Source organism: Streptomyces monticola (assembly GCF_042665355.1).
Taxonomy (GTDB): Bacteria; Actinomycetota; Actinomycetes; order Streptomycetales; family Streptomycetaceae; genus Streptomyces; species Streptomyces monticola.
Window position 1 is genome coordinate 171,287 of the sequence record NZ_JBHTCF010000014.1, and the last position, 22,056, is coordinate 193,342.

A 22,056-nucleotide genomic window follows, 5' to 3' on the forward strand; every position below is an offset into this window, starting at 1 on the left:
GTCATCCCTTCGTGGAACCCGCGGTGATGCCGGCGGCGATCTGGCGCTGGAAGAAGAGGTAGATGAGCAGGACGGGCAGCGCGGCGATGAGCACCCCCGCGGCGAAGGCGGGGATGTTGTCCGTGTACTGGCCGCGCAGCGAGGTGACGCCGGTCATCAGGGTGCGGTGCTCGGGGGACGGCATCATCAACAGGGCGATGAGGACGTCGTTCCAGCAGAAGAGGGTGTCGAGGATGCCGACCGAGAGCAGCGCGGGCCGGCCCATCGGCAGCATGACGCGCCGGTAGACGCCGTAGAGCGTGCTGCCGTCGATCCTGGCCGCGTCGACGATCTCGCCGGGCACCCCGGTGTAGTAGCTCGTCATCAGGAAGACGGTGAACGGCAGGAACTGGGCGACGTAGGCGAGGATCAGCCCGGGGTAGGTGTCCATGAGCCCGCTCTCGGCCATCATCCGCGCCAGCGGAACCATGATCACCTGGAAGGGCACGAACAGCGCCGCCAGGCAGCCGAGGAACAGCATGCGGGAGCCGCGAAAACGCAGATGGCTCAGCGCGAAGCCGGCCATCGAGCCGATCAGCAGGAGCAGCGCGACGGACACCGGGACGACGACGAGCGAGTTGACGAAGTACCGGCCCATGTCGGCGCTCGTCCAGGCGGTGACGAGGTTGTCCCCGTGCGGGGGACGCGCCGGCGAGAAGCGGTCGAGGATGTAGTCGTTGCGGGTCTTCATGGCGACGTTCGCGGTGAAGACCAAGGGGTAGACCGTCGCCAGTGCGAGGAGGGCCATCGGCGCGGCCAGGAGCCACCTGCTCGCGCGCGGGCCGCGCATCAGTCCTCCCTGCCGGTGCGGCGCAGCAGCGCGATCTGGGCGAGTCCCACGATGAGCATGATGACGAAGAGCACCGTGGATGCGGCCGAGGCGAGTGCCGGGCGGTCCAGCTGTCCCTGCTGGATCCAGATGTAGTACTCCGGCAGGTACGTCGATCCTTCGGGGCCGCCGCCGGTCATCACGTACAGCAGGCCGAACATGGACGTCAGCATCCCGATCATCGTGGTCACGACGACGAACTGGATGGTGCGGGTCAGTCCGGGGACGATCACATGCCGGATGACCTGGCCGAGCGAGGCGCCGTCGACCCGCGCGGCGTCCAGGAGCGTGCCGTCCAGCGTCGCGAACCCGGCGAGGAAGACGACCAGGGCCATCCCGAACGTCGCCCAGATGTGCACGCCGACGACGGTGAACATGGCGACGTCGGGATCGCCGAGCCAGTCGACGGGTCCGGCTCCGACGCCCTTGAGGGCGGAGTTCAGCGGGCCGTCGAAGGCCAGCAGGAGGTTGAAGACCGCCCCGACGATCACCGGGGAGAGCACGGCCGGGAAGAAGTAGACGCTGCGAAAGAGCCGGTGCCCGGGCACCCGCAGGTAGATGAACGTCGCCAGCAGGCCCGGGATCGCCACCGCGAGTGGCAGCAGCAGCACCAGCAGGCCGACGTTGCTCAGCGCGGTGCGGAAGACCGGATCCTGCAGCAGCTCCGTGTAGTTGTCGAGGCCCACCGCCGTCCCGTCGCGGTCGCCGTCGCCGGTGAAGGAGAAGTTGACGCCCAGGAGCAGCGGGACAAGCCGCAGCAGGACGATGACAAGCACCGCGGGGGCCACCAGGACGTAGGGGGCGAGCCGCTCGGCCGTGCGCCCGCCCCACCACCGTGGCGGGCCGGGCGAGTTGTGCCGTCGGCGGACGCGCCGCTGCACCGGTGCGCCCCCGTTCCGCCCGGTCTCGACCGTGCCGACCACAGGCGCCGGGCTTCCGGACGCCACGGGTTCAGCCCGCCCGGTCGGAGTCGGCCAGCTGTCGGACCGCGTCGTCGACGCCGACCGAGCCGCTGAGGAGTTGCTGGGACAGCCGCCCCATCAGCTCCAGGGTCTTGGTCGACAGGGCGACGTGCAGGGCGGGCTTGCCGGACTCGACCTCCCGCATGATCGCGGTGCGGGCGGGTCCGCCGCCTCCGACATCGATGTCGGTGTCGGAGGCGATGGCGCCGGCGTCGTCGGAGAAGGCGGCCAGCGCGTCCTTGGAGGTCAAGGAGCGCACCAGGTCGACGGCGAGCTTCGGGTGCGCGGTCTGCTTGGCGACCGCGTACCCGATCCCGCCGTCGTAGGGCAGGCTGGGCTCGGCGTTCGCGGTGACGGCCGGTGCCCGCATCACCCCGACGTCGTTCTCGCCGAGGAGCTCGCGGAACTCCTTCCAGTGGCCGACGTCGGACATCAGCCCCACGACATGGGCCGCGTCGCCGGACTCGAACCGTGCGAAGGCGTCGTTGAACAGCGCGGTCGAGTTCGGCCCCTCGGTGTTCAAGCCCTTCTTCTCGGCCTGCTGCCAGAGCTCGAAGAGCTGCCGCACGCGGGGCGAGGTCCAGTTCCGCTCTCCGGCGATCCACTCGTCGTACTCCATCGGCGAGAGCACGCCGGAGCCCAGCGCGGAGAGGAAGAACTGGATGCCGAACCCTTCCTTGTTCCCGACGGAGAGGCACTTGGCCCCGGTCTCCTTCGCGATGGTCTTGCAGTCGTCGACGAACTCGTCCCAGGTGTCCGCCGGTTGCTCCGGGTCGAGCCCGGCCTCCTTGTACAGCGCCTTGTTGTAGTAGATCGGATGCCCCTGCAGCGTCACCGGCGCCGCGTAGACCGCGCCGTCCAGGGTGAACGCGTCCCATCCCGCCAGCCGCCGCCGGTCCTCGGCGACATGGTCGTCGAGGGCAAGAAGGTCGTCCGCCCGGTCCCGCAGCTGGCCGCCACCGTTGAAGAGCATCACGTCGGGACCCTTGCCGGACTGCATGGCCGAGCCGAGCAGCGTGTAGTACTGGTCGAAGGGCTGAGCCACGAACTCGACGCTCACGTCGGGGTGCTTGGCGGCGAAGTCCTTCTTCGCCTTCTGCACATAGGCGGCGGCCGCTTCGTCGCCGGACTTCCAGTCCCATACGACGAGCTTGTCGTCGGCGCCGGACGGGGACTCCGACCCCGCGCTGCCGCAAGCGGCCAGGACCATCGTCGCGACCAGAGCGGTCGCCCACCGTGTCCGATGCTTCATCGTCGCTCACCCCCGGAGGGTTCGGTCCGCCCTGCCATACGCTCGCCCCGGACATCGGAAACGTAAGTCGTATGACGTATAAGGTCAAGAGATGCGTCACGTATACTGACGCCGGCTCGCGGCGGGACTGGTCGCGGCCGACGGAGGGGAACATGACGGCACCGCAGAACGCCGCCGGCGCTTCGGCCTCACCGGCCTGGGTGCGCCGCCCGGCCAACCTCGCGCAGGCGCTCACCGCCGAGTTGGTGGGACGCATCGTCCGCGGCGTGCATCCGCCCGGCGCGCCCCTGCCGCCGGAGCCGGCGCTCTGCGAGACCTTCGGCGTGAGCAGAACCGTCGTCCGTGAAGCTGTGAAGATCCTGCAGGAGAAGGGCCTGGTGCAGGTCCGCCAGGGCTCCGGCACCCTGGTCACCCCGCCCGCGCAGTGGAACATGCTCGACGAGCTTGTCCTGGGAGCGGCCATCGAGGAGGACGAGAGCCTGGAGATTCTCGACGATCTCGTCGTCACACGGCGCCTGTTGGAGTCCGACATGGCCAACGTCGCCGCCCGGCTCGCCACCCCGGACGTCGTCGACCGGCTCCGCACCCTGGTGGACCGGATGGACGAACTCGTGGACGACCACGTCGCCTACGCCGAGCACGACCGCGCCTTCCACGACGTGATCATGCAGGCCTCGCAGAACCGCATCGCCCGCGCCGTGGTACGCGCGCTGGAGAGCCAAGTCATCAACACCGCGCGCTACATGGGCCGGCCCGAGCGCGCGATGTGCGTCGCGTCCAATCGCGGCCACCGCCGCATCTACGAGCGCATCGCCGCCCAGGACCCGAGCGGCGCGGCCGAGGCGATGTTCACGCACATCACCGAGGCCTGGCTCGTGCGCCGCAGCGCACCGGGCGACCCGGTGAGACTGCAGCGTTAACTCTTCGACCACCGCCTCGACTTGCCTCGCCGGGCGGGCGGGCGATGGCGGCGGGCTGCGGACTCGACGACGAGGCCCTGCGGTGACCGCCCCACCATGGCACTGCGCCACTTCAGCTCGGCTCAGGACATCGCGGAGGCCATGGCGCTTCCGGCCCCGGACCTGGCGCGGTTCCTCACCGGGCCGCATCTGGCCGTGAAGCCGGGCACACCACCTGATGGCGAGCAGACGCACGCCCGTCACTTCAGCGAAAAGGTCGACAACCTCAGGCCATCGGACAGCACCAAGTACACATCCTGGCCCCCGGAGGCGCCCGACAGCGCGGCCGTCACCTCCGCGTAGACGTAACGGGAACCGGTACTCGCCGCTGTCGCCGTGCCGGCCCTCGGGCCGTCCGGCGCGCCCAGGCGGACCTCGACCGTTCCCTGGCCCGGTGACTCCTTGGCCACCCACGCGGTCAGGCGCCTCGCTCCCCCGCCCAGGTCCGCATCGGCGAACAGCAGCCATGCCCCGGCGGACTCCGCACCGACGGCCGTGCCGCGCGACTTGGTTTCGTCGACCAGCCGCACGCCGTCGTAGTCGTCGAAGTTCTCCGCCCGTGTCGTGCGTGACAGGTCACGCGGCGGGACGGTCTCGCCCCGCACGTCCAGGGTGATGCGGCTGCGGATGTCACCGCACGACGCGCCGGCCATGACCTCGTACCTGCCGTGCTCCACCACCCACCGGGAGCGGGTGACGTCCCAGTACGCCAGAGCGTCGCGGGAAAGCGGCAGCGTCACGGTGCGAGTCTGGCCGGGTTTCAGCGTCACCTTCTCGAACGCCTGCAGCTTCCGCCGCGGTTGTTTGACCCGTGACCCTCGCTGGCGGGTGTAGAGCTGTACGACTTCGGCGCCGGCCCGGCGGCCCGTGTTGGTGACCGCGACCTGGATGCCGCCGCGGACGGCTCGCGGCCGGCCGTAGCGGAAGGCGGTGTACGACAGGCCGTGCCCGAAGGGGTAGAGCACGTCTCCTGTGAAGTACTGGTAGGTGCGGTCGTGCTTGATGTTGTCGTATTCCAGGATGGAGGGCAGGTCGTCCTCGGACCGGTACCAGGTCTGGGTGAGCCTGCCGGAGGGGTTCACGTCGCCGAAGAGGACATCGGCGAGCGCGTTGCCGGTCTCCTGGCCGGCGTGGGTCGTCCAGAGCAGGGCGGGGACGTGCTGCTGCTCCCAGTTCAGGGTCGTGGGATAGCTGTTCTCCACGATGACCACCGTGTTCGGGTTGGCCGCAAGGACCGCCTTGACCAGCGCCGCCTGAGTCTCCGCCAGGCCCATGTCCTCGCGGTCGTCGGTCTCACGGGAGTTGATGAAGGGCATGGAGCCGACCACCACGATCACCGAGTCCGCGTCCCGTGCCGCGGCGAGCGCCTCCTGGGTGCCGTCCCGTACGACCTCCCGGATATAGCGGCTCGCGTCGGCGGCGGAGCCGAGCACGAGCCTGCCGTCCTCGGTGCGGGCGTGGAGGTAGACGTTCGTGCCGAGCCAGTCCTCGTAGCCCGCGTACTTCAACAGGACCGTGCTGTCGTCCTGGGCCTCCAGCTTGAACAGCTGGGAGACGAACCAGCCGTTGGGCTGGTCCTGGTCGTTGAAGAACTGATAGCCCTCGGGTCCGCCGCCGTCCGGGTCGCGCATCCCGACGAGCTTGCCGTTGGCGGCCGACCGCAGCGTGACCACGCCCTGGCCCCATCCGAACACGTCGAAGTGGGCCCTCGCGCCGGGCTCGGTGGCGCGCTCCTCGAGCGCCGCCCCGCCGGCGCCGCTGCCCGCCGTGAGGTAAGCGCCGGTGGCGGCGTTCTTCAGCGCGATCCGGTCGACGCCCTCGCTCGTGGCCACGGTCGCACCGTCCCCGAGCCGCTGGGCGATGCCGGCACGCGGCGTCACCTTGTACGGCAGCTCGCCGGAGTACCAGTCGGTATAGAGGGTGTCCGCCAGGGGGCCGACGACCGCGACCTTCCGTATCGCTCGCAGGTCGAGGGGGAGGGTGTCGCCGTCGTTCTTGAGCAGCACGATCGCCTCGGCGGCGGCCTGGCGGGCGAGTTCGCGGTGCGCGGGGCTGTCGATGACGGACTTGTCGATGTGCCCGTACGGTCCCCCGTTCTCGTCGAACTCGCCGAGCCGGAAGCGGATGTCGAGGATGTGCCGGACGGCGGTGTCGATGTCCGGCTCCGCGAGGAGGCCTTCCTCCAGCGCCTCCTTGACCGCGGCGATGGTCTTCGAGGCGCCCCTGTCGTCCGTGGTGAAGCTGTCGACGCCTGCCTTGAGGATCGCGGCGTTGGCCTCGGCCTGGGTGCCGAAGTACTGCTGCGAGCCGCCGGCCGGCAGGTTGTTGGGCGCCCAGGCGTCGGTGACGTTGAGCAGCGCCCGGCCGGTCCAGGTGCGCACCGAGCTGTTCAGGTCGGTGACCGTGCAGGGGCGGCCGTTGACGAGGTTGTACGCGGTCATCACGCCGCACGCCGCGTCGGCGGAGACGGCCGCCTTGTACGCCGGTTCCTCATACTCCTTCAGCACGCGCGGCCGCAGGTCGGAGGAGGTCGTGGTGCGCCGGACCTCGTTGTTGTTGGCGAGGTAGTGCTTGACCAGCGGCGCCGTCTTGAGGTGGTCGGGGTCGCCGCCGCTGAGGCCCGTCGCGTACGCCGTCGACATCACCGCGGTCAGATGGGGGTCTTCGGAGTAGCCCTCTTCGTTACGGCCCCAGCGCGGGTCGCGCAGCAACTGCACCACCGGCGACCACACGTTCAGGCCCCAGCCGGGCGGCCGTTCGTGCTGCAGGCCGCGGACCTCGTCGCCGACGGCGGCCCCGACCTGCTCGATCAGGTCCGGGTTCCAGGTGGAGGCGAGGCCGATGGCTTGCGGGAAGACGGTGGCCTTTCCCAGCCAGGCCAGACCGTGCAGCGCCTCGGTGCCGGTGCGGAACGCCTTCATGCCGAGCCGCGGTATCGCCGGCTGCCACTGGTGCAGCAGCGAAATCTTTTCGTCCAGGGTGAGCTTGCCGAGCAGCTTCTCGACCCGCGGTGCCCTCTGCGCCGCAGCGGCCGGTCCGGCGATGACGCCGGCCAGCGCGGCAGCCGCGGGCAGGGCCAGGAGGGTTCGTCGCTTCACGGACGTGACTCCTTCCGATGCGGTCTCATCGCTTCCATCACCTCGGTGCCCGCTGCGGCGCGCGCCGTCGGGCCGCCGGCCAGCTCCAGTGCCCACGGGCGGCTCGCGTCGCTCGCCGAGGCCCGGACCACGTCGTCCTCGCAGACGACCGTGAAGTCCACGCCGCCCACGGTCAGCGCGACCTGGTCGCCGGTGCACAGCCCGTAGCCGCGCAGTGTCACGCCGTCCGCGTGGTCGTAGTCGGGCCGGTCGTCGATGCCGCCGACGGGCAGCACCGTGCCCGGTCGCACCAGCACCGGCACGCTGTCGAAGCCATGCCGCTCCCGCACCCAGCGCGGGCCCCGCACCTGCTCGCCGGTCAGCAGATGCGTCCAGGTGCCCTCGGGCACGTAGTACGAGACGTCACCCACGTCGGAGAACACCGGCGCCACCAGCAGGTCGGGGCCGAGCATGTACTGCCGCTCCAGGTGCGTGCACGCCGGGTCGTCCGGGAACTCAAGGGCCATCGCCCGCATCATCGGCACGCCCTCGGCATGCGTCTGGCGGGAGACCGCATCCAGGTACGGCATCAGGCGCAGCTTCAGTTTGGTGAAGAGCCGCAGCACGTCGACGGCCTCCTCGTCGAACAGCCACGGCACCCGGTACGAGGCCGAGCCGTGCAGCCGCGAGTGCGAGGACAGCAGGCCGAAGGCGATCCACCGCTTGAACAGCGCGGGCGTCGGCGTACCCTCGAAACCGCCGATGTCATGGCTCCAGTAGCCGAAGCCGGACATGCCCAGGGAGAGCCCGCCGCGCAAGGACTCGGCCATCGACTCGTATGTCGCCTCGCAGTCTCCACCCCAGTGCACGGGGAACTGCTGGCTGCCTGCCGTTGCCGAGCGGGCGAAGACCACCGCCTCGCCCTCGCCCCGGTGTTTGGACAGCACGTCGAAGACCGTCCGGTTGTAGAGATACGTGTAGTAGTTGTGCATCCGCTGCGGGTCGGAGCCGTCGAAGTACGCCACGTCGGTGGGCACCCGCTCGCCGAAGTCGGTCTTGAAACAGTCGACCCCCATATCCAGCAGTGCCTCCAGCTTGCCCGCGTACCAGGCCCGCGCCTGCGGGTTGGTGAAGTCCACCAGGGCCATGCCCGGCTGCCACAGGTCCCACTGCCACACCCCGCCGTCCGGCTTCTTGAGCAGGTACCCGCCGTCGCGGCCCTCGGCGAAGAGCGGTGACCGCTGAGCGATGTACGGGTTGATCCATACGCAGATGCGCAGGCCCTTGTCCTTGAGCCGCGCGAGCATCTGCGCCGGGTCGGGGAAGACACGCGGGTCCCAGGTGAAGTCGCACCAGTTGAACTCGCGCATCCAGAAGCAGTCGAAGTGGAACACCGACAGCGGCAGGTCGCGCTCCGCCATGCCGTCGATGAACGACGTCACGGTCTCCTCGTCGTAGGAGGTGGTGAACGACGTGGACAGCCACAGCCCGAACGACCAGGCGGGCGGCAGCGCGGGGCGGCCGGTGAGCGCGGTGTACTTGCGCAGGATCTCCTTCGGTGACGGGCCGTGGATGACGTAGTACGTCAGCGCCTGCCCCTCGACGCTGAACTGCACCCGTGAGACCGCCTCCGAGCCGACTTCGAGGGACACCCGGCCGGGGTGGTCCACGAACACGCCGTAGCCCGCATCCGTCAGATAGAACGGCACGTTCTTGTACGCCTGCTCGGTGGCGGTGCCGCCGTCGGCGTTCCAGATGTCGACGACCTGGCCGTTCTTCACGAGGGGCCCGAACCGCTCGCCGAGCCCGTAGACATGCGCGCCGACCGGGAGTTGCAGCTGCTCGCGCAGATAGTGCCCACCGTCGTCCGTCTGCAGGATGGCCATGGCCTTCGGCCGTGACGACGTCAGCGGCCGCATTCCGTCCGTGGCCAGGAAGTCGAGCTGCCACGGCCCGCCGCGCGCCACCCGCACCGCGAGGCTGCCCGAGGTGAGCGTCGCGTGCTCGTCGTCGAAGGACACCTGCGTGTGTGCGTCGCCTTCGGCCAGGCCGAAGTGCGGGCCGCGGTCGACCTCGCCGGCGAAGTGGGTGAGGGTCACGCCGATCACGTCGGGCATCGGTGAGTGGCACGAGACCGTCATGACCGGGCCCTTGAGCAGATCGCCGCGGTGCCGGATGGGCTGGGTGGGGGCGTGGATCTCGAGCGTGCCGCCGTCGGTGGCGGTCACGTCGAGGACCTCGACCGGATAGGCGGCGCGCACGCCCTCACGCAGCATCCAGTAGCCGTCGGTGAACTTCATGCGCCAGCCTTTCGGAGTTATTTGACCGCGCCCACGGCGATGCCGCGGGTCAGCGTCCGCTGGAAAATGAGGAAGAAGGCGACGGCGGGCAGCACGCCCAGAAGCGCGGCGGCATTGGTCATCGTGGCGTCCATGTCGCGTTGCCCCTGCAGCAGACCGAGGGCGACGGACACGGTCTGGACGTCGTCGGATACGAGCATCACCAGCGGCAGCAGAAACTCGTTCCAGGTCCAGATGAAGAACAGCACCATCAGCACGCCGATGGTGGGCCGGCTGACCGGCACCACGACCCGCCACAGCACCTGCCACTTGGTGGCCCCGTCGATCCGCGCGGCCTCGATGATCTCCCGCGGAAAGCCGGAGAGCACCGAGGCGAGCAAGTACGTGCCGAAGGCCGACTGGATGACGGTGAACACGATGATGACGCTGAGCCTGGTGTCGTAGAGGCCGAACTCCTTGGCCAGGTAATACACCGGGTAGACCAGGGACTCCTGCGGCAGCATGTTCGCCAGCACGAAGAACGCGAGCACCCACGTCCGCCCCTTGATCCGTCCGATGCCGATGGCGTACGCGCTCAGGACGGACAGGACCACGGCAAAAACCGCCACCGAGCCGGAGATCAGCACGGAGTTCCACAGCTTCTCGCCGAAGTCGACGCGTGCCCAGAAGTCGGCGAGGCCGTCCAGGTAGATGCCGTCCGGCAGGCTCAGCGGGCCGTCGGAGGAGTATTCGTCCGGTGACTTGACCGCGTTCACGGCCACCACCAGGAAGGGCAGCACCATGAACACCGCCCCCAGGACCAGGGCCGCGAGCACGGGGTACTTTCTGACGGCGCTCATCCGGCCTCGTCCTCCGCCCTGGTCTGCAGGCGCAGCGCGACGACGGCAAGCACCATGATGAGGATGGTGAGAACGGTCGAGACCGCGGCCCCGTACGACGCCTGGAAGTTCTCGAAGAAGTTCTGGTACGCGAAGTAGGACGGGACGTTCGTGGACCCACCCGGCCCGCCGCCCGTCAGCACATACACCATGCCGAAGACCTTCAGTGCGGCGATCGTGCACCACAGCAGCACCACCGCGATCTCCGGTCGCAGCTGCGGCAGCGTGACGTGCCACAACCGTCGCCACCAGCCGGCGCCGTCCAGCTCGGCCGCCTCGTGCAGCGCCGGGTCGAGGCGCTGCAGCCCGGACATGAAGATGACCAGCGGGAAGCCGATCTGCACCCAGACCATGACGGCCATGACGCTGTACAGCGCCCAGTTGGGGTCGCCTAGCCAGTCCTGCTGCAGCGCGTCCAAGCCGACGGCGCCGAGCAGTTCGTTCAGTGAGCCGTCCTCAGGGGCGAGGATCCAGCTCCAGACGATGCCGGCGACCGCGATCGGCAGCACCTGAGGCAGATAGAAGCAGGCGCGCAGGACGGCTGCCCACCGGCTGCCCGCGTGCTTGGCGACGACGTCGAAGAGCGCGGACGCCAGGACCAGGCCGATCGCCGTGGGCAGCAGCGCCATGGCCACCACCATCGCCAGGCTGTGCCGGAAGGACTCCCAGAAGTCCTCGTCGCCGGCGAGTTTCCCGTAGTTGTCCAGGCCCGTGAACGTCGGGGTGCCGACCCCGGACCAGTCGGTGAAGCTGATCCCGGTGTTCATGAGGAACGGCACGACGATGACGGCGAGGAACGCCAGCGCGCCGGGAAGCAGAAACAGCGCATACGAGCGTTCCACCGGGCTGCTGTTGCGCGTCACTCCTGCAGCACATTCTCGTCGTACTCGGCCTGGAGCGACTTCAGTACGTTCGCCGGCTTCGCGCTCTGCGTGATCAGCTTCTGGACCTCGGAGGTGAGGGTGTCGTAGAAGCCGTTGGCGGGCCAGTCCGGGTAGAAGGCGAGGCCGTCGTTCCCGGTGAGCTGGTCGTAGCGCTCGATGAGCTTCTTCGCCCGCGCGTCGGTGATGGCCGAGGCGTCCGCGGCGACCGGCACCCCGCCGGCGTTGCCCAGGGTGTTCTGGATCCCCTTCTTCATCGTGATGTCGATGAAGTCGTACGCCAGCTCCTTGTTCTTGGCGCCTTCGGGCACCACCCACAGGTTGCCGCCGGAGCCGAGCGTCTGCTGGCTCTCCGGCCACAGGAACGTGTCCCAGTCGAACTTCTTGATCTCGGCGCCGAAGCGGCCGAACCACCAGCTGCCGGAGAAGAACATGGGGTGCTTGCCCTGCATGAACGAGACGCCGGCGTCCTCGGACTTGACGCCGCTGGAGTTCTTGGCGACATAGCCCTTGTCGACCCAGTCGGCGAAGGTCTCGGCGGCGTAGGTCCAGGCGGCGTCGGAGAAGTCGGTCTTGCCCTTCATCTGGTACGACTCGACCCATGAGCGGTCGGCCTGGGAGAGGGCGAGCTGGTAGACGTACTGCTGGGCCACATACTCGGCGCCGCCGTTGGCGAACGGCGTGAGCCCGGCGTCCTTGAAGGTGCCCAGGGCCCTCTCCAGCTCGGCGACGGTGGCCGGCACCTCGACGTCATGCTCTTCGAAGAGTTCCTTGTTGTAGTAGACCATCGTGTACTCGGCGTAGTTGGGCACGCCGTACCAGGCGCCGGAGCCCATCACGCCGTTGTCGTCATAGCGGCTGGTGACGGCGACGGTCGGGGGGATCGCCTTGTCCCAGCCGCGCTTCTTCGCCTCGTCGGTGAGGTCGGTCAGCAGCCTCCGTTTGGAGAGCTGGCCGGTCGTGGCGTTGCCCTTGTTGTACTCAAGGAGGTCCGGCGCCTCGTCGGAGTTCAGTACCTGGGGCGCGGTCTTCTGGATCTGTTCGAAGCCCTTCGACTCGAACTTGACCTTGACGCCCGGGTGCTTCTTCTCGAACTCCGCGATGGCCTCGCTCCACGCCTTGCCCATGGCGCTGTCCGGCGTCTCGTAATGCCAAAGCCGCAGCGTGTCGCCGGAACCTTCATCGCCGGACGCACCGCATGCGGACAGTGCACCCAACGACATGATCCCCGCGAGGGCGGCGGCCAGCAGGCGCACCTTTCTCCGTGCCTTCAACATCGGTTGCCTCCGGGAGCGTTGGGGATGTCGAAGCGCTTCGACGCAGCAACGTAGGCACCGGTCAGGCGTAAGTCAATGTCGTTGACGAATCGAATCCAATCGACAAGTGAGTGCCGGCGATGAAGGTCAGCACGTCAGCGCGGCGACACAACTGCGCGGCACGGTCGGGGACTTGCCGCACCCGCGCCTGGACCTTGCCCCCTGCACCCACCGGGTGTAGGGCTGTTGAGCATCATCGGCATCGAAGGGAGCCACCGTGGCCGTCCGCAACCGTCCACCGTTCCGGGCCGATCACGTCGGCAGCCTGCTGCGACCCGAGCACCTGCTGCGGGCACGCGACGAGCACGCCCGCGGGGAGATCTCCGCCGAGCGGCTGCGCGAGGTGGAGGACGACGCCGTGCGCGACGTGGTCCGGATGCAGGAGGACGTGGGTCTGCGGTCGGCGACCGACGGCGAGTTCCGGCGCACCTCCTGGCACATGGACTTCATCTACCGGCTCGGCGGCATCCGCCCCACCGACGAGAAGATCGCGGTGCACTTCTACAACGAGGGCGGCGAGCTGGAGTTCCAGTCCGCCGCCCTGCGGGTGCACGACCGGATCCGCCTTGACGAGACGATCTTCGCCGATGCCTTCCGGTTCCTTGAGTCCCAGGTCACGACCAACGTCCCCAAGCTCACCATCCCGTCACCGAGCATGGTCCACTACCGCGGCGGCCGGGCCGCGATCGACCCCGACATCTACCCGGACCTGGAGCCCTTCTGGGCCGACCTGAGCGCCGCCTACGCCGAGCAGGTCCGCCGCGTCGCCGAACTCGGCTGCACCTACCTGCAGTTCGACGACACGAGCCTCGCCTACCTCAACGACCCACGGCAGCGGCAGCTGATGGCCGAGCAGGGCGGCGACGCCGAGCACCAGCACGAGCGCTACATCAAGCAGATCAACGCGGCCCTCGCCGGCCGCCCCGACTCCCTGACCGTCACCACGCACATGTGCCGCGGCAACTTCCGCTCCTCCTGGGCCGCGGAAGGCGGCTACGACTTCGTCGCCGAGGCACTCTTCTCCCAGCTCGACGTGGACGGCTTCTTCCTCGAGTACGACGACGAGCGCTCGGGCGGCTTCGAGCCGCTGCGCTTCGTGCCCAAGGACAAGACGGTCGTCCTCGGCCTGGTCACCACCAAGCGCGGCGCGCTGGAGGACAAGGACGCCCTCAAGCGCCGCGTCGAGGAGGCCACGCGCTACATCGACGCCGACCAACTGTGCATCTCACCGCAGTGCGGCTTCTCCTCCACGGTCGAGGGCAACGCCCTCACACACGACGAACAGGTCGCCAAACTCCGCCTCCTGGTGGAGACGGCGGGCGAACTCTGGGGCGGCACCTGAGGATCCGGGCGGCGCGGGTCACCCTGCCGCGAGGCGCCGCGCAGCCATCCCGGCCAGCACCGCCGCCCCCTTCGGCAGTGCCGCGTCGTCGAAGACCGCGTAGGAGGAGTGGTTGAAAGGCGCCGTCGCCCCATCCGCGTCAGCGGGGCGCGCGGACAGCCCGAGCTGGACTCCCGGGACGACGGCCGTGACCCGGGAGAAGTCCTCCGACGCCATGATCGGATGCTCGTCGTACTCCCAACTCCCTTTGCCGTAGAGGTCACTGACGACCTCGTGGCCAAGCTCGACCGCTTCCTGCGCCGCGATCATCGCCGGGTACGCCTCGTGCGCGTCGATGTCCGCCGTCATGCCCCAGCCGTCCGCGATGCCCTGCACCAGGCGGACCGCGCGCGGCAGGAAGTCGGCCATCGCCTGTGGCGAGGTGGAGCGGACGGTCGCTTCGAACTCGGCCGTGCCCGGAATGATGTTGAGCTTCGTACCCGCCTGGAAGAGACCGACCGTGAGGACGACCGGGTCGAAGACCGACGCCGTACGCGTCACCAGGTTCTGCAGGGAAAGGACCATCTCCGCCGCCACCGGCACCGGGTCGGCCGCCGTGTGCGGGGTCGATCCGTGGCCGCCCTTGCCGCGCACGGTCACCTTGAGTTCAGCGTTGGCCGCGGTCTGGGTGCCGACGCGGCCGCTGAACGTGCCGCACTCCGCTCCGTTCGACCCCACATGCACCGAGTACGCGCCGACGAGCGGTTGGCCGGCGGCGTCGAGCAGCCCTTCCTCGATCATGTGCCGGGCTCCGTCGTAACTCTCCTCGCCCGGCTGGAACATGAAGACCACGGTCCCCGGCAGATCGGCCCTCCGCTCGCACAGCAGCCGGGCCGCGCCGACCAGGATGGCCACGTGCTGGTCGTGCCCGCAGGCGTGCATCACACCGTCGATCTGCGACTTGTAGGGCACGTCGGCCAGCTCCTGGAGCGGCAGCGCGTCCATGTCGCCGCGCAGCAGTACCGCGGGCCCGGGCCGCCCGCCGCGCAGCACTGCCACCACGGAGCCGAGTGCCTGCCCGGTGGTGATCTCCAGCGGGAGGCCGTCCAGAGCGGCGAGCACTTTCGCCTGGGTCAGCGGGAGCTGGAGCCCTACCTCCGGTTCACGGTGCAGCGCGTGCCGCAGGGCGGTGAGTTCGGGGGCGAGGGCGTCGGCGCGGTCGCGGAACTCCGTCAGGAGCGGAGCGGTGGTCATGGGTGAAGTCCCTTTCGTGGAGCTTGAGGCGTACGTCTTCGTGAAGCATGAGGCGTACGTCGCGGGGGCGACCGCGGCGTTCGCGTGCTGCGGTGGTCAGTCGGTGGTGCGCCGTCGTGCGAACAGGACGAGTCCGGCCGCGCCCAGGCCCGACAGCGCGCAGGTCAGCCAGACCAGGCGATACGCTCCCACAGACGGCAGTGGCGAGTTGGCGAGCAGGACGTTGCTGAGTACCACGGCGAACAGGCCGCCGGCGATGCCGCCGGCCAAGGAGCGCACGGTGTTGTAGATTCCCGCGGCGATCGCGGTCTGCCCGGCGGGGGCACGCTCGGCGACCAGCGAGGGGAAACCGCCGGACATCAGGCCCACACCGAGTCCCACCAGCGTGGCGGTGGCCGCGAAGGCTGCCTCGCTGCCGTGCGCCAGGCACAGTGCCCCGTAGCCGGCGGCCAGCAGGACGGCGCCGACGGCGATGGTGCGGTGCAGGCCGATCCGGGCGGCGAGCCGGGCGTGCAGCGAGGCGCCGATCACCGAGGCGATCTGGTTGGGCAGGGTGAGCAGGGCGATGCCGGTGGTGTCGAGTCCGAAGCCATAGCCTGCCTCGCCCGAAGACGTCGCCAGAAACGTGGAGTTGGGCGACTGGGAGCCGAACAGCGCGATGGCGAACAGCATGGCGGCGAGCTGTACCGGCCACATCGAGCGGTGCCCGATGACGCGCAGATCGACGGCGGGTTGCTCCGTGCGCAGTTCCCACCAGGCCCACGCCGCGAGCACCGAGAGCCCGGCAAGGAGGCACCCGAGCACGGTCGACGAGCCCCAGCCCAGTTTCGACGTCTGCGACAGGCCGTACTGAAGCAGCAGCAGCGCCACGGCGAGCCCCGCGAACCCGACCCCGTCGATCCGCTGCGCGGCCCGCGTCGACGTCTCGGGGATGAGGAATACGGCGCAGGTGAAGGCGAGGACGGCGAAGACGGTGAGGACGAGCAGCGCGGGGCGGACCCCGCCCAGGAGATCCTCCGCGGGACCGGCCATCAGCGACCCGAGAGCCACCCCGCCGATCAGGCAGCCGACGAGCAGCCCGATCGCCCGGCGGCCCGCGTCGCCGTGCACCTTGTCGCGGGTGATGGCGATCTCCAGGGGCAGCCAGGCCGACAGCGGTCCGGTCAGGACCCGTCCGAGGAGCAGGAGCTCGTACGACGGGGCGAACGCCACCAGCAGGGAGCCGAGCACCACGACACCGAGCGCGATCCGCAGAATCCGCCGGTGCCCGTACATGTCGCCGAACTTGGTGAGCACCGGCACGCACACTGCCGCGGCAAGGAGTTGCAGGCTCGTCACGAGGGCGATGTCGCCCGCGGACACCTGGTGCAGGCCCGCGATCGACGGCAGCAGCGGCGGCACGAAGCCCTGGAAGATGCCGCTGGTCAGCTCGACGAAGGCCATGAAGCCGACGACGGCGCCGATCCGGGCCGGCGCGGTTGTCGAGGCCGCGGCCGACGTCGGGGGTGGCGGGGACACGGACATACGGGGCTCCTGGGGTGCGCGGTGGCGGGGCAGCCGGAATTGGGGACCACCGTGCGGCAAGAGGCCGTGCCGGGTGCCGAACTGGCCGTTATCCGTCACCTGTTACGTTGCAGCGGATGGAATCCGTCACCGTGTCCGAAACCGATCTGCAGCTGCTGCACGCCCTGCAGATCAACCCGCGCGTGCCGTGGAACGTGCTCGGTGCCGTCCTGGGCATCAACCCCGCCACGGCCGCCCGCCGCTGGGCGCGCCTGTCCGACGAGGGCCTGGCCTGGGTGACCGCCTACCGCCCCGACCTCGCGGGCCGGCTCGGCCAGCCGGTGAACGCACTGGTCACCGCTGTCTGCGCGCCCGGCAGACTGAACGAGATCGCCCGCACCTTCGCCACCCATCCCGAGGTGCTCTCCGCCGAGATCGTCTCCGGCGACGGGGACCTGCATCTCACGGTCGCGGCCGCCGACCGGCATGCGTTCGCCGACTACATGCTCGGCCGTTTCGCCGGGGTCGACGGATTGCTGCAGTCCAGTACGTGCTGGGTGACGCGACTGCACAAGGAGGGCAGCAAGTGGCGGCTGCGGGCGCTGAGTCCGGCCCAGGCGCGCCGGCTGCGCGAGGCGCAGCCGGCTGCCCGGACCCCGGCACCGCAGACCGCGGCCGATGCGGTGGACGAGCGCATCGTGAGCGCCCTCTCGGCCGATGGCCGCGCCTCCTATGCGGCGCTCGCCGAGGCCGCCTGCGTCAGCGAGCCGACGCTGCGTCGCCGGCTGCGCCGGCTCCTCGACACCGGTCGGGTCGCGGTGCGCTGCGATGTGGCCTGGGAGGCGGCGGGCTGGCCGGTCCCGACGGTGCTTGCGCTGCGGGTCCCCGCCGACCGGCTCGACGAGACGGCCCGCGCGCTCAGTGCGCGCGCGGACACCCGCCTGGTCGCCACGTGTGTGGGCGAGGCCGATCTGTTCGTGTCGGCCTGGCTCCCGTCCCTGGCCGACGCACACCCTTTCGCGACGATGCTGGCGGAGCGCTTTCCGGGGGTGCGGGTGGTGCGCTGGCTGACGGGTCTGCGGACGGTGAAGCGGATGGGCCGGCTCCTGGACGAGCGGGGCCGCGCCGTGCGGGCGCCGGTGGCCGGGCCGCATGCACCGTCTGCCGATACAGGCGGTCAGTTGGTCCGGTCGGACCAGCCCGCGGGCAGGTCGCCGGGGGCGATGGAGACGACGTCCTCGTCGTTCTCGCCGACGTACTCGTCGAGCGTGATGCGGGCGAACTCGGGCACCTCGTAGATCGGGTAGGTCGGGCCCGCGTCGCGGAAGGCGCGCATCTCCTCGAGGTGGTCGTTCTGGAACAGGACGGTGCGCTCGCCGTGATCCTTGATCCAGTCCGGGAAGAAGATGACGCCGTGCAGGACCCGCTCGGCGGGGACGACGGTGACGCACACGGAGGTGCCGGTGGGCTCGTTCCAGGAGATCTTGTAGACGCCCTTGGTGAGCATCACCAGGTCGACCTTCTGGTCCTTGACCCAGCGGCCGCCGACGTGGCCGGTGTGGATGCGGTAGTCGATGGTCGTCGAGTTCTTGACGTACATCTCGTACTGCCAGCCGTTGGCGTACGTGTAGATGAAGCGGTGGCCGACGACGCCGGTCAGGTCCTGTGGCGGAACGGGGTTCTCGACGGTCGTCGGGTAGGCGGTCGTGCTGGTCGTCATGGTGGTGCTTCCTTTTCCGTACCTGCGGCGTCCGGTCGTGTTCCCGGCCTCTCGGCGCCACGCTTTGATTTTGTCACAAAACTATTTTGTTGCAAAACCAAGAAGTGCGGCGGTGCAGAATGAGGCCATGGACAGCACCGACACAGCCATCGAGTTCAGCCGCCTCCTCGGCCCGCTGCGCCGCGCCGTGGTCCGCGTGACCCGCACCGCCGAAAACCTCCCCGACCTGCCCGAGGCGCAGATCGAACTGCTGCGAGTGCTCGCCGACGGGCCGCTCACTCCGCGCCAGACGGCCGACCGGCTGCGCGTCGCGCCGTCCACCGTCAGCAACCTCGTCAAGACGATGCGGACCGCCGGCCTCGTCGAGCGCACCACCCACCCCGGTGAGGGCCGCACCGCCTTGCTCACGGCGACGGACCGCGCCGCCGACCTGCTCACCCGCTACGACCGGGCCAGCGCCCGCGCCCTCGCCGAGGGCATCGACCACCTGGGCCCGGACGACCACGCGGCGCTGCGTGCCGCCCTGCCCGCCCTGGCCCGCCTTGCGGCGGGCGTCGAACGGGCTGATTGAACGGGCTGGTTGATCAGGCGGTGCGGCCGGGGCGGTCCGGGTTCCCCTCCGGCCGATGAAGACCGCGGACGAACTCTGGGGCGACAGCCGACCGGCCGGTTCGGGACCAATGCCTTGACGGCCCCACTAACCGGCTCTACTTTCAGGGCCACCAAAAACCCGAACGCAGTTCGAAATATCGGACCATGCGGGTCGAGTGCGCCGGAGTGGCCATGGAGAAGATCGATCCATCGGTGGAAGAGGCCGTCGACACGCTCGGCCTGCACGGTCTGGCAAGACGGCGCTTACTCACCGGCGCCGGCTTGGTGAGCGCCTCCGCCGCCGCCACGGCACTGCTGTCCGCCTGCTCATCGAGCAACAAGAGCGACAACGAGTCCTCGGGCGGCGACGCGGGCGACTTCCCCAGGACACCGAAGTGGCGGTTCGTCTTCGTCAACCACGTCACCACGAACCCGTTCTTCACCCCGACGCAGTACGGCGCGCAGGACGCCTGCGCGCTGCTGGGCGCCGACTTCCAGTGGACCGGCTCGAAGGACTCCAGCGTCCAGGAGATGGTCAGCGCCATGACCTCGGCCGTCTCCGCGAAGGCCGACGGCATCGCGGTCGCGGTCGTCGACAAGAACGCCTTCAAGTCGCCCGTCGACAAGGCCCTCAGCGCCGGCATCCCGACGGTCTCGTACAACGCCGACGGCTCGAAGGGCGACCCGGGGACCGGCCGGCTCTGCTACATCGGGCAGGACCTCTACGAGTCCGGGGTCCAGATGGGCGAGCGCATCGCCGAGCTGATGCCGGACGGCGGAGACGCGGTCGGCTTCATCGCCACCCCGGGCTCCCTCAACATCCAGCCGCGCATCGACGGCGCCTCCGACGCGATCAAAGCGTCCGGCAAGGCCATCGATTTCACCTCCGTCGCCAGCGGCGCGGAGCTCCCCAAGGAGCTGTCGACCATCGACGCGTATGCCAGCGGCCACAAGGACCTCAAGGGGATGTTCGCGGTCGACGCTGGCTCCACGGAGGCCGTCGGCAAGGTGATGAAGAAATACGACCTCAAGAACAAGGGCGTGGTCGCGGGCGGCTTCGACATGAACCCGAACACCCTGACCGCGATCAAAGAAGGCAGCCTCGACTTCACCATCGACCAACAGCCCTACCTCCAGGGCTTCCTGACCGTCCTTTACCTGTGGATGTACAAGCTGTCCGGCGGCCTCGTGATCCCGAGCACCACCGACACCGGCCTGCTCTTCGTCACCGAGGACACCGTCGATCCGTATCTGACGACGAAGACCCGATATGAGGGCTCCAGCACGAAGCAGCAGTACGTCAAGCGCTCCGGACCCATCGCCCACACATGAGCGAGACCACCGCCAAGGACACGATCGGCGGGGACCTGCCCGGGCCCAGCTCCCCGCCACAGCGGCAACCCGGCCGGCTGCGCCTCGCGTTCGACGCCTTCGTCGTCCGCCGCGAGGCCACCATCTTCATCGTCGCGGTGGGCCTGCTGCTGTACTTCTGGGCCAACAACGAGGACTTCCTGTCCCGCAACAACCTGGTCAACCTCTCGCAGCAGACCGCGCCGTACGCCATCATCGCGGCGGGCGTGGTGCTGCTCCTGGTCTGCGGGGAGATCGACCTGTCGGTCGGCAGCGTCTTCGCACTGTCGCCGTTCCTGATGCACTACATGGTCGACTTCTACGGCGTGTACCCGATCGTCGCGATCATCGGCTCGGTCCTGGCCGGCGCCGCGATCGGGCTCGCCAACGGGCTCATCGTGGTCGTCCTGCGGGTGCCGTCGTTCGTCGCCACGCTCGGCATGCTCTTCCTCGTCCTCGGCATCATGCTGACCACCTCGCACGCCTACCCCGCCGCGATTCCCGAGGCGGCCCAGGGACTTGCGGGCTGGTTCGGGCAGTCGGACTGGTCGGAGCTGATCTGGTGCCTGGTCATCGTCGCGTTCTTCCATATCGTGCTCACCCGCTCCCGCTGGGGCCTGCACACCGTCGCCACCGGCGGCAACCCGCTCGGCGCGAGCGAGGCCGGCATCAGGACCGGCCGCATCAAGATCGGCAATTTCATGGTCACCAGTGCGCTCGGGGCCTTCGCCGGACTCCTCGAGGCCTTCCGCGTCGACTCGATCGACCCGAGCGCGGCGGGCGCGGACGGCGCGGCCCCGATGCTCATCGCCGTCTCCGCCGCGGTCATCGGCGGTACGGCGCTGGCCGGCGGCTCCGGCACGGTCGCCGGCGCGCTGCTCGGCGCGCTCGTGCTCGCGGAGCTGCGCAACGGCTTCAACCTCATCGGCATCAGCGCCAACCCGTTCAACATCATCCTCGGCTTGGCAATCATCATTTCGATGGTGCTCAACGTGCACCTGGCCAGGCTGCGAAGGGCAGGCCGCCGATGAACACGACGCCACCGGCACCGGCGCTCTCCGTCGAACACGTGGCCAAGGGCTTCGGCGCGGTCACGGCGCTGCGGGACGTGGACCTGCGCCTGGAGAAGGGCGAGGTGCTCGCCCTGGTCGGCGACAACGGCGCCGGGAAGTCGACGCTGCTGAAGATCCTCTGCGGCTTCCACCGCCCCGACGCCGGCCGCATCCTGCTGGACGGCCGCGAGGTGGTGCTCAAGTCGGTCGACCACGCCCGCTCCCTCGGCATCGACGCGGTCTACCAGGACCTGGCCCTGGTCAACGAACTGAGCGTCTACCACAACATGTTCCTGAACCGGGAGCGGGTCGGACCCACCCGGCTGCTGCACAACCGCACGATGCGCAGGATCGCCCAGGAACACCTGGACGAGATGGGAGTGAACATCCCCTCGGTCGACGTCGAGGTCGCCAAGCTCTCCGGCGGCCAGCGCCAGGCCATCGCCGTGGCCCGCTCCGTCTACTCGGAGGCCAGGATCCTCCTCCTCGACGAGCCACTCGCCGCGATGGGCGCCAAGGAGGGGGCGCTCATCCTCGACCTGGTGGGCGACCTCAAGGCCCGCGGCGAGGTCTCCGTCATCATCATCGCCCACAACTACGCCCAGGTCTTCGAGGTCTGCGACCGGATCAACCTGCTCCAGCACGGCGAGATCACCTTCGACAAGCGGACGTCGGAGACGTCGGTGGGCGAGCTGACCGACCTGGTGGTCGAGGAGTACCGAAGGTCCCGCGCGACGTGAACGCATGTCCCCACGCCCCTGACAACACGCCG

At 69.4% G+C, this 22,056-nt stretch carries 17 protein-coding genes and 1 pseudogene; 7 read left to right on the top strand and 11 right to left on the bottom strand.

The annotated features are described in order from the left end of the window. Position 1 precedes the first annotated feature (1 nt). From ACFQVC_RS28700 to ACFQVC_RS28710, 3 genes are all read right to left on the bottom strand, one after another. Positions 2-829, bottom strand: coding sequence for a carbohydrate ABC transporter permease (locus ACFQVC_RS28700; protein WP_381835947.1), 828 nt, complete (start codon positions 827-829; stop codon positions 2-4). Next, positions 829-1,659, bottom strand: a complete 831-nt coding sequence (locus tag ACFQVC_RS28705) for a carbohydrate ABC transporter permease (protein WP_381836087.1) — start codon at positions 1,657-1,659, stop codon at positions 829-831. Before ACFQVC_RS28705 ends, ACFQVC_RS28700 begins: the two co-directional genes overlap by 1 nt. Before the next feature lie 160 nt (positions 1,660-1,819). Beyond that, entirely contained in the window at positions 1,820-3,082 is a 1,263-nt protein-coding gene (locus tag ACFQVC_RS28710) for an ABC transporter substrate-binding protein (RefSeq protein ID WP_381835949.1), read from the bottom strand. Between the two features lie 152 nt (positions 3,083-3,234). On the opposite strand from ACFQVC_RS28710, the gene ACFQVC_RS28715 reads away from it, so the two are divergent. After that, on the top strand, positions 3,235-4,002 hold the full coding sequence (locus tag ACFQVC_RS28715; RefSeq protein ID WP_381835951.1) for a FadR/GntR family transcriptional regulator: 768 nt from the start codon (positions 3,235-3,237) through the stop codon (positions 4,000-4,002). Positions 4,003-4,241: 239 nt separating this feature from the next. On the opposite strand, the gene ACFQVC_RS28720 is transcribed toward ACFQVC_RS28715, so the two are convergent. Genes ACFQVC_RS28720 through ACFQVC_RS28740 form a run of 5 tightly spaced genes read right to left on the bottom strand, consistent with a single transcriptional unit; the run spans position 4,242 to position 12,454 of the window. Beyond that, entirely contained in the window at positions 4,242-7,139 is a 2,898-nt protein-coding gene (locus ACFQVC_RS28720; protein ID WP_381835952.1) for a glycoside hydrolase family 3 C-terminal domain-containing protein, read from the bottom strand. Next, a complete protein-coding gene (gene yicI, locus ACFQVC_RS28725; protein WP_381835954.1) occupies positions 7,136-9,418 on the bottom strand; it encodes an alpha-xylosidase in 2,283 nt (760 codons plus the stop codon). Before yicI ends, ACFQVC_RS28720 begins: the two co-directional genes overlap by 4 nt. 17 nt (positions 9,419-9,435) lie before the next feature. Beyond that, positions 9,436-10,257 (bottom strand): carbohydrate ABC transporter permease, encoded by an 822-nt coding sequence (locus ACFQVC_RS28730; protein ID WP_381835956.1) that lies wholly within the window; start codon positions 10,255-10,257, stop codon positions 9,436-9,438. Then, complete coding sequence (locus tag ACFQVC_RS28735) at positions 10,254-11,159, bottom strand: carbohydrate ABC transporter permease (RefSeq protein ID WP_381835958.1); 906 nt, start codon at positions 11,157-11,159, stop codon at positions 10,254-10,256. The genes ACFQVC_RS28730 and ACFQVC_RS28735 overlap by 4 nt, the downstream gene beginning before the upstream one ends. Further along, positions 11,156-12,454, bottom strand: a complete 1,299-nt coding sequence (locus ACFQVC_RS28740) for an ABC transporter substrate-binding protein (protein WP_381835960.1) — start codon at positions 12,452-12,454, stop codon at positions 11,156-11,158. Before ACFQVC_RS28740 ends, ACFQVC_RS28735 begins: the two co-directional genes overlap by 4 nt. Positions 12,455-12,710: 256 nt before the next feature. On the opposite strand from ACFQVC_RS28740, the gene ACFQVC_RS28745 reads away from it, so the two are divergent. Beyond that, positions 12,711-13,835, top strand: a complete 1,125-nt coding sequence (locus ACFQVC_RS28745; protein WP_381835962.1) for a 5-methyltetrahydropteroyltriglutamate--homocysteine S-methyltransferase — start codon at positions 12,711-12,713, stop codon at positions 13,833-13,835. A gap of 18 nt (positions 13,836-13,853) precedes the next feature. On the opposite strand, the gene ACFQVC_RS28750 is transcribed toward ACFQVC_RS28745, so the two are convergent. Beyond that, positions 13,854-15,068 carry a M20 metallopeptidase family protein gene (locus tag ACFQVC_RS28750; protein WP_381835964.1) on the bottom strand — a complete coding sequence of 405 codons (1,215 nt, stop codon included), beginning with the start codon at positions 15,066-15,068 and terminating at the stop codon, positions 13,854-13,856. Positions 15,069-15,164: 96 nt separating this feature from the next. Next, a complete protein-coding gene (locus tag ACFQVC_RS28755) occupies positions 15,165-16,592 on the bottom strand; it encodes an MFS transporter (RefSeq protein ID WP_381835966.1) in 1,428 nt (475 codons plus the stop codon). Between the two features lie 116 nt (positions 16,593-16,708). Here ACFQVC_RS28755 and ACFQVC_RS28760 point away from each other — a divergent pair. Then, positions 16,709-17,374: pseudogene (locus ACFQVC_RS28760) on the top strand (Lrp/AsnC family transcriptional regulator); the annotation flags it as partial. 374 nt (positions 17,375-17,748) lie between these two features. Here ACFQVC_RS28760 and ACFQVC_RS28765 read toward each other — a convergent pair. After that, a complete protein-coding gene (locus tag ACFQVC_RS28765) occupies positions 17,749-18,291 on the bottom strand; it encodes a phenolic acid decarboxylase (protein ID WP_381835968.1) in 543 nt (180 codons plus the stop codon). A 127-nt stretch (positions 18,292-18,418) separates the two neighbouring features. Here ACFQVC_RS28765 and ACFQVC_RS28770 point away from each other — a divergent pair, with 127 nt between their 5' ends. From ACFQVC_RS28770 to ACFQVC_RS28785, 4 genes are all read left to right on the top strand, one after another. Continuing rightward, positions 18,419-18,862 (top strand): MarR family winged helix-turn-helix transcriptional regulator, encoded by a 444-nt coding sequence (locus ACFQVC_RS28770; RefSeq protein WP_381835970.1) that lies wholly within the window; start codon positions 18,419-18,421, stop codon positions 18,860-18,862. Positions 18,863-19,047: 185 nt separating this feature from the next. Next, positions 19,048-20,214, top strand: coding sequence for a sugar ABC transporter substrate-binding protein (locus ACFQVC_RS28775; protein WP_381835972.1), 1,167 nt, complete (start codon positions 19,048-19,050; stop codon positions 20,212-20,214). Then, the gene (locus ACFQVC_RS28780; protein WP_381835974.1) at positions 20,211-21,263 is read left to right on the top strand and encodes an ABC transporter permease; all 1,053 of its coding nucleotides are present in this window, start codon (positions 20,211-20,213) and stop codon (positions 21,261-21,263) included. Before ACFQVC_RS28775 ends, ACFQVC_RS28780 begins: the two co-directional genes overlap by 4 nt. After that, positions 21,260-22,024 carry an ATP-binding cassette domain-containing protein gene (locus ACFQVC_RS28785; RefSeq protein WP_381835976.1) on the top strand — a complete coding sequence of 255 codons (765 nt, stop codon included), beginning with the start codon at positions 21,260-21,262 and terminating at the stop codon, positions 22,022-22,024. The genes ACFQVC_RS28780 and ACFQVC_RS28785 overlap by 4 nt, the downstream gene beginning before the upstream one ends. The last annotated feature ends 32 nt before the right edge of the window (positions 22,025-22,056 follow it).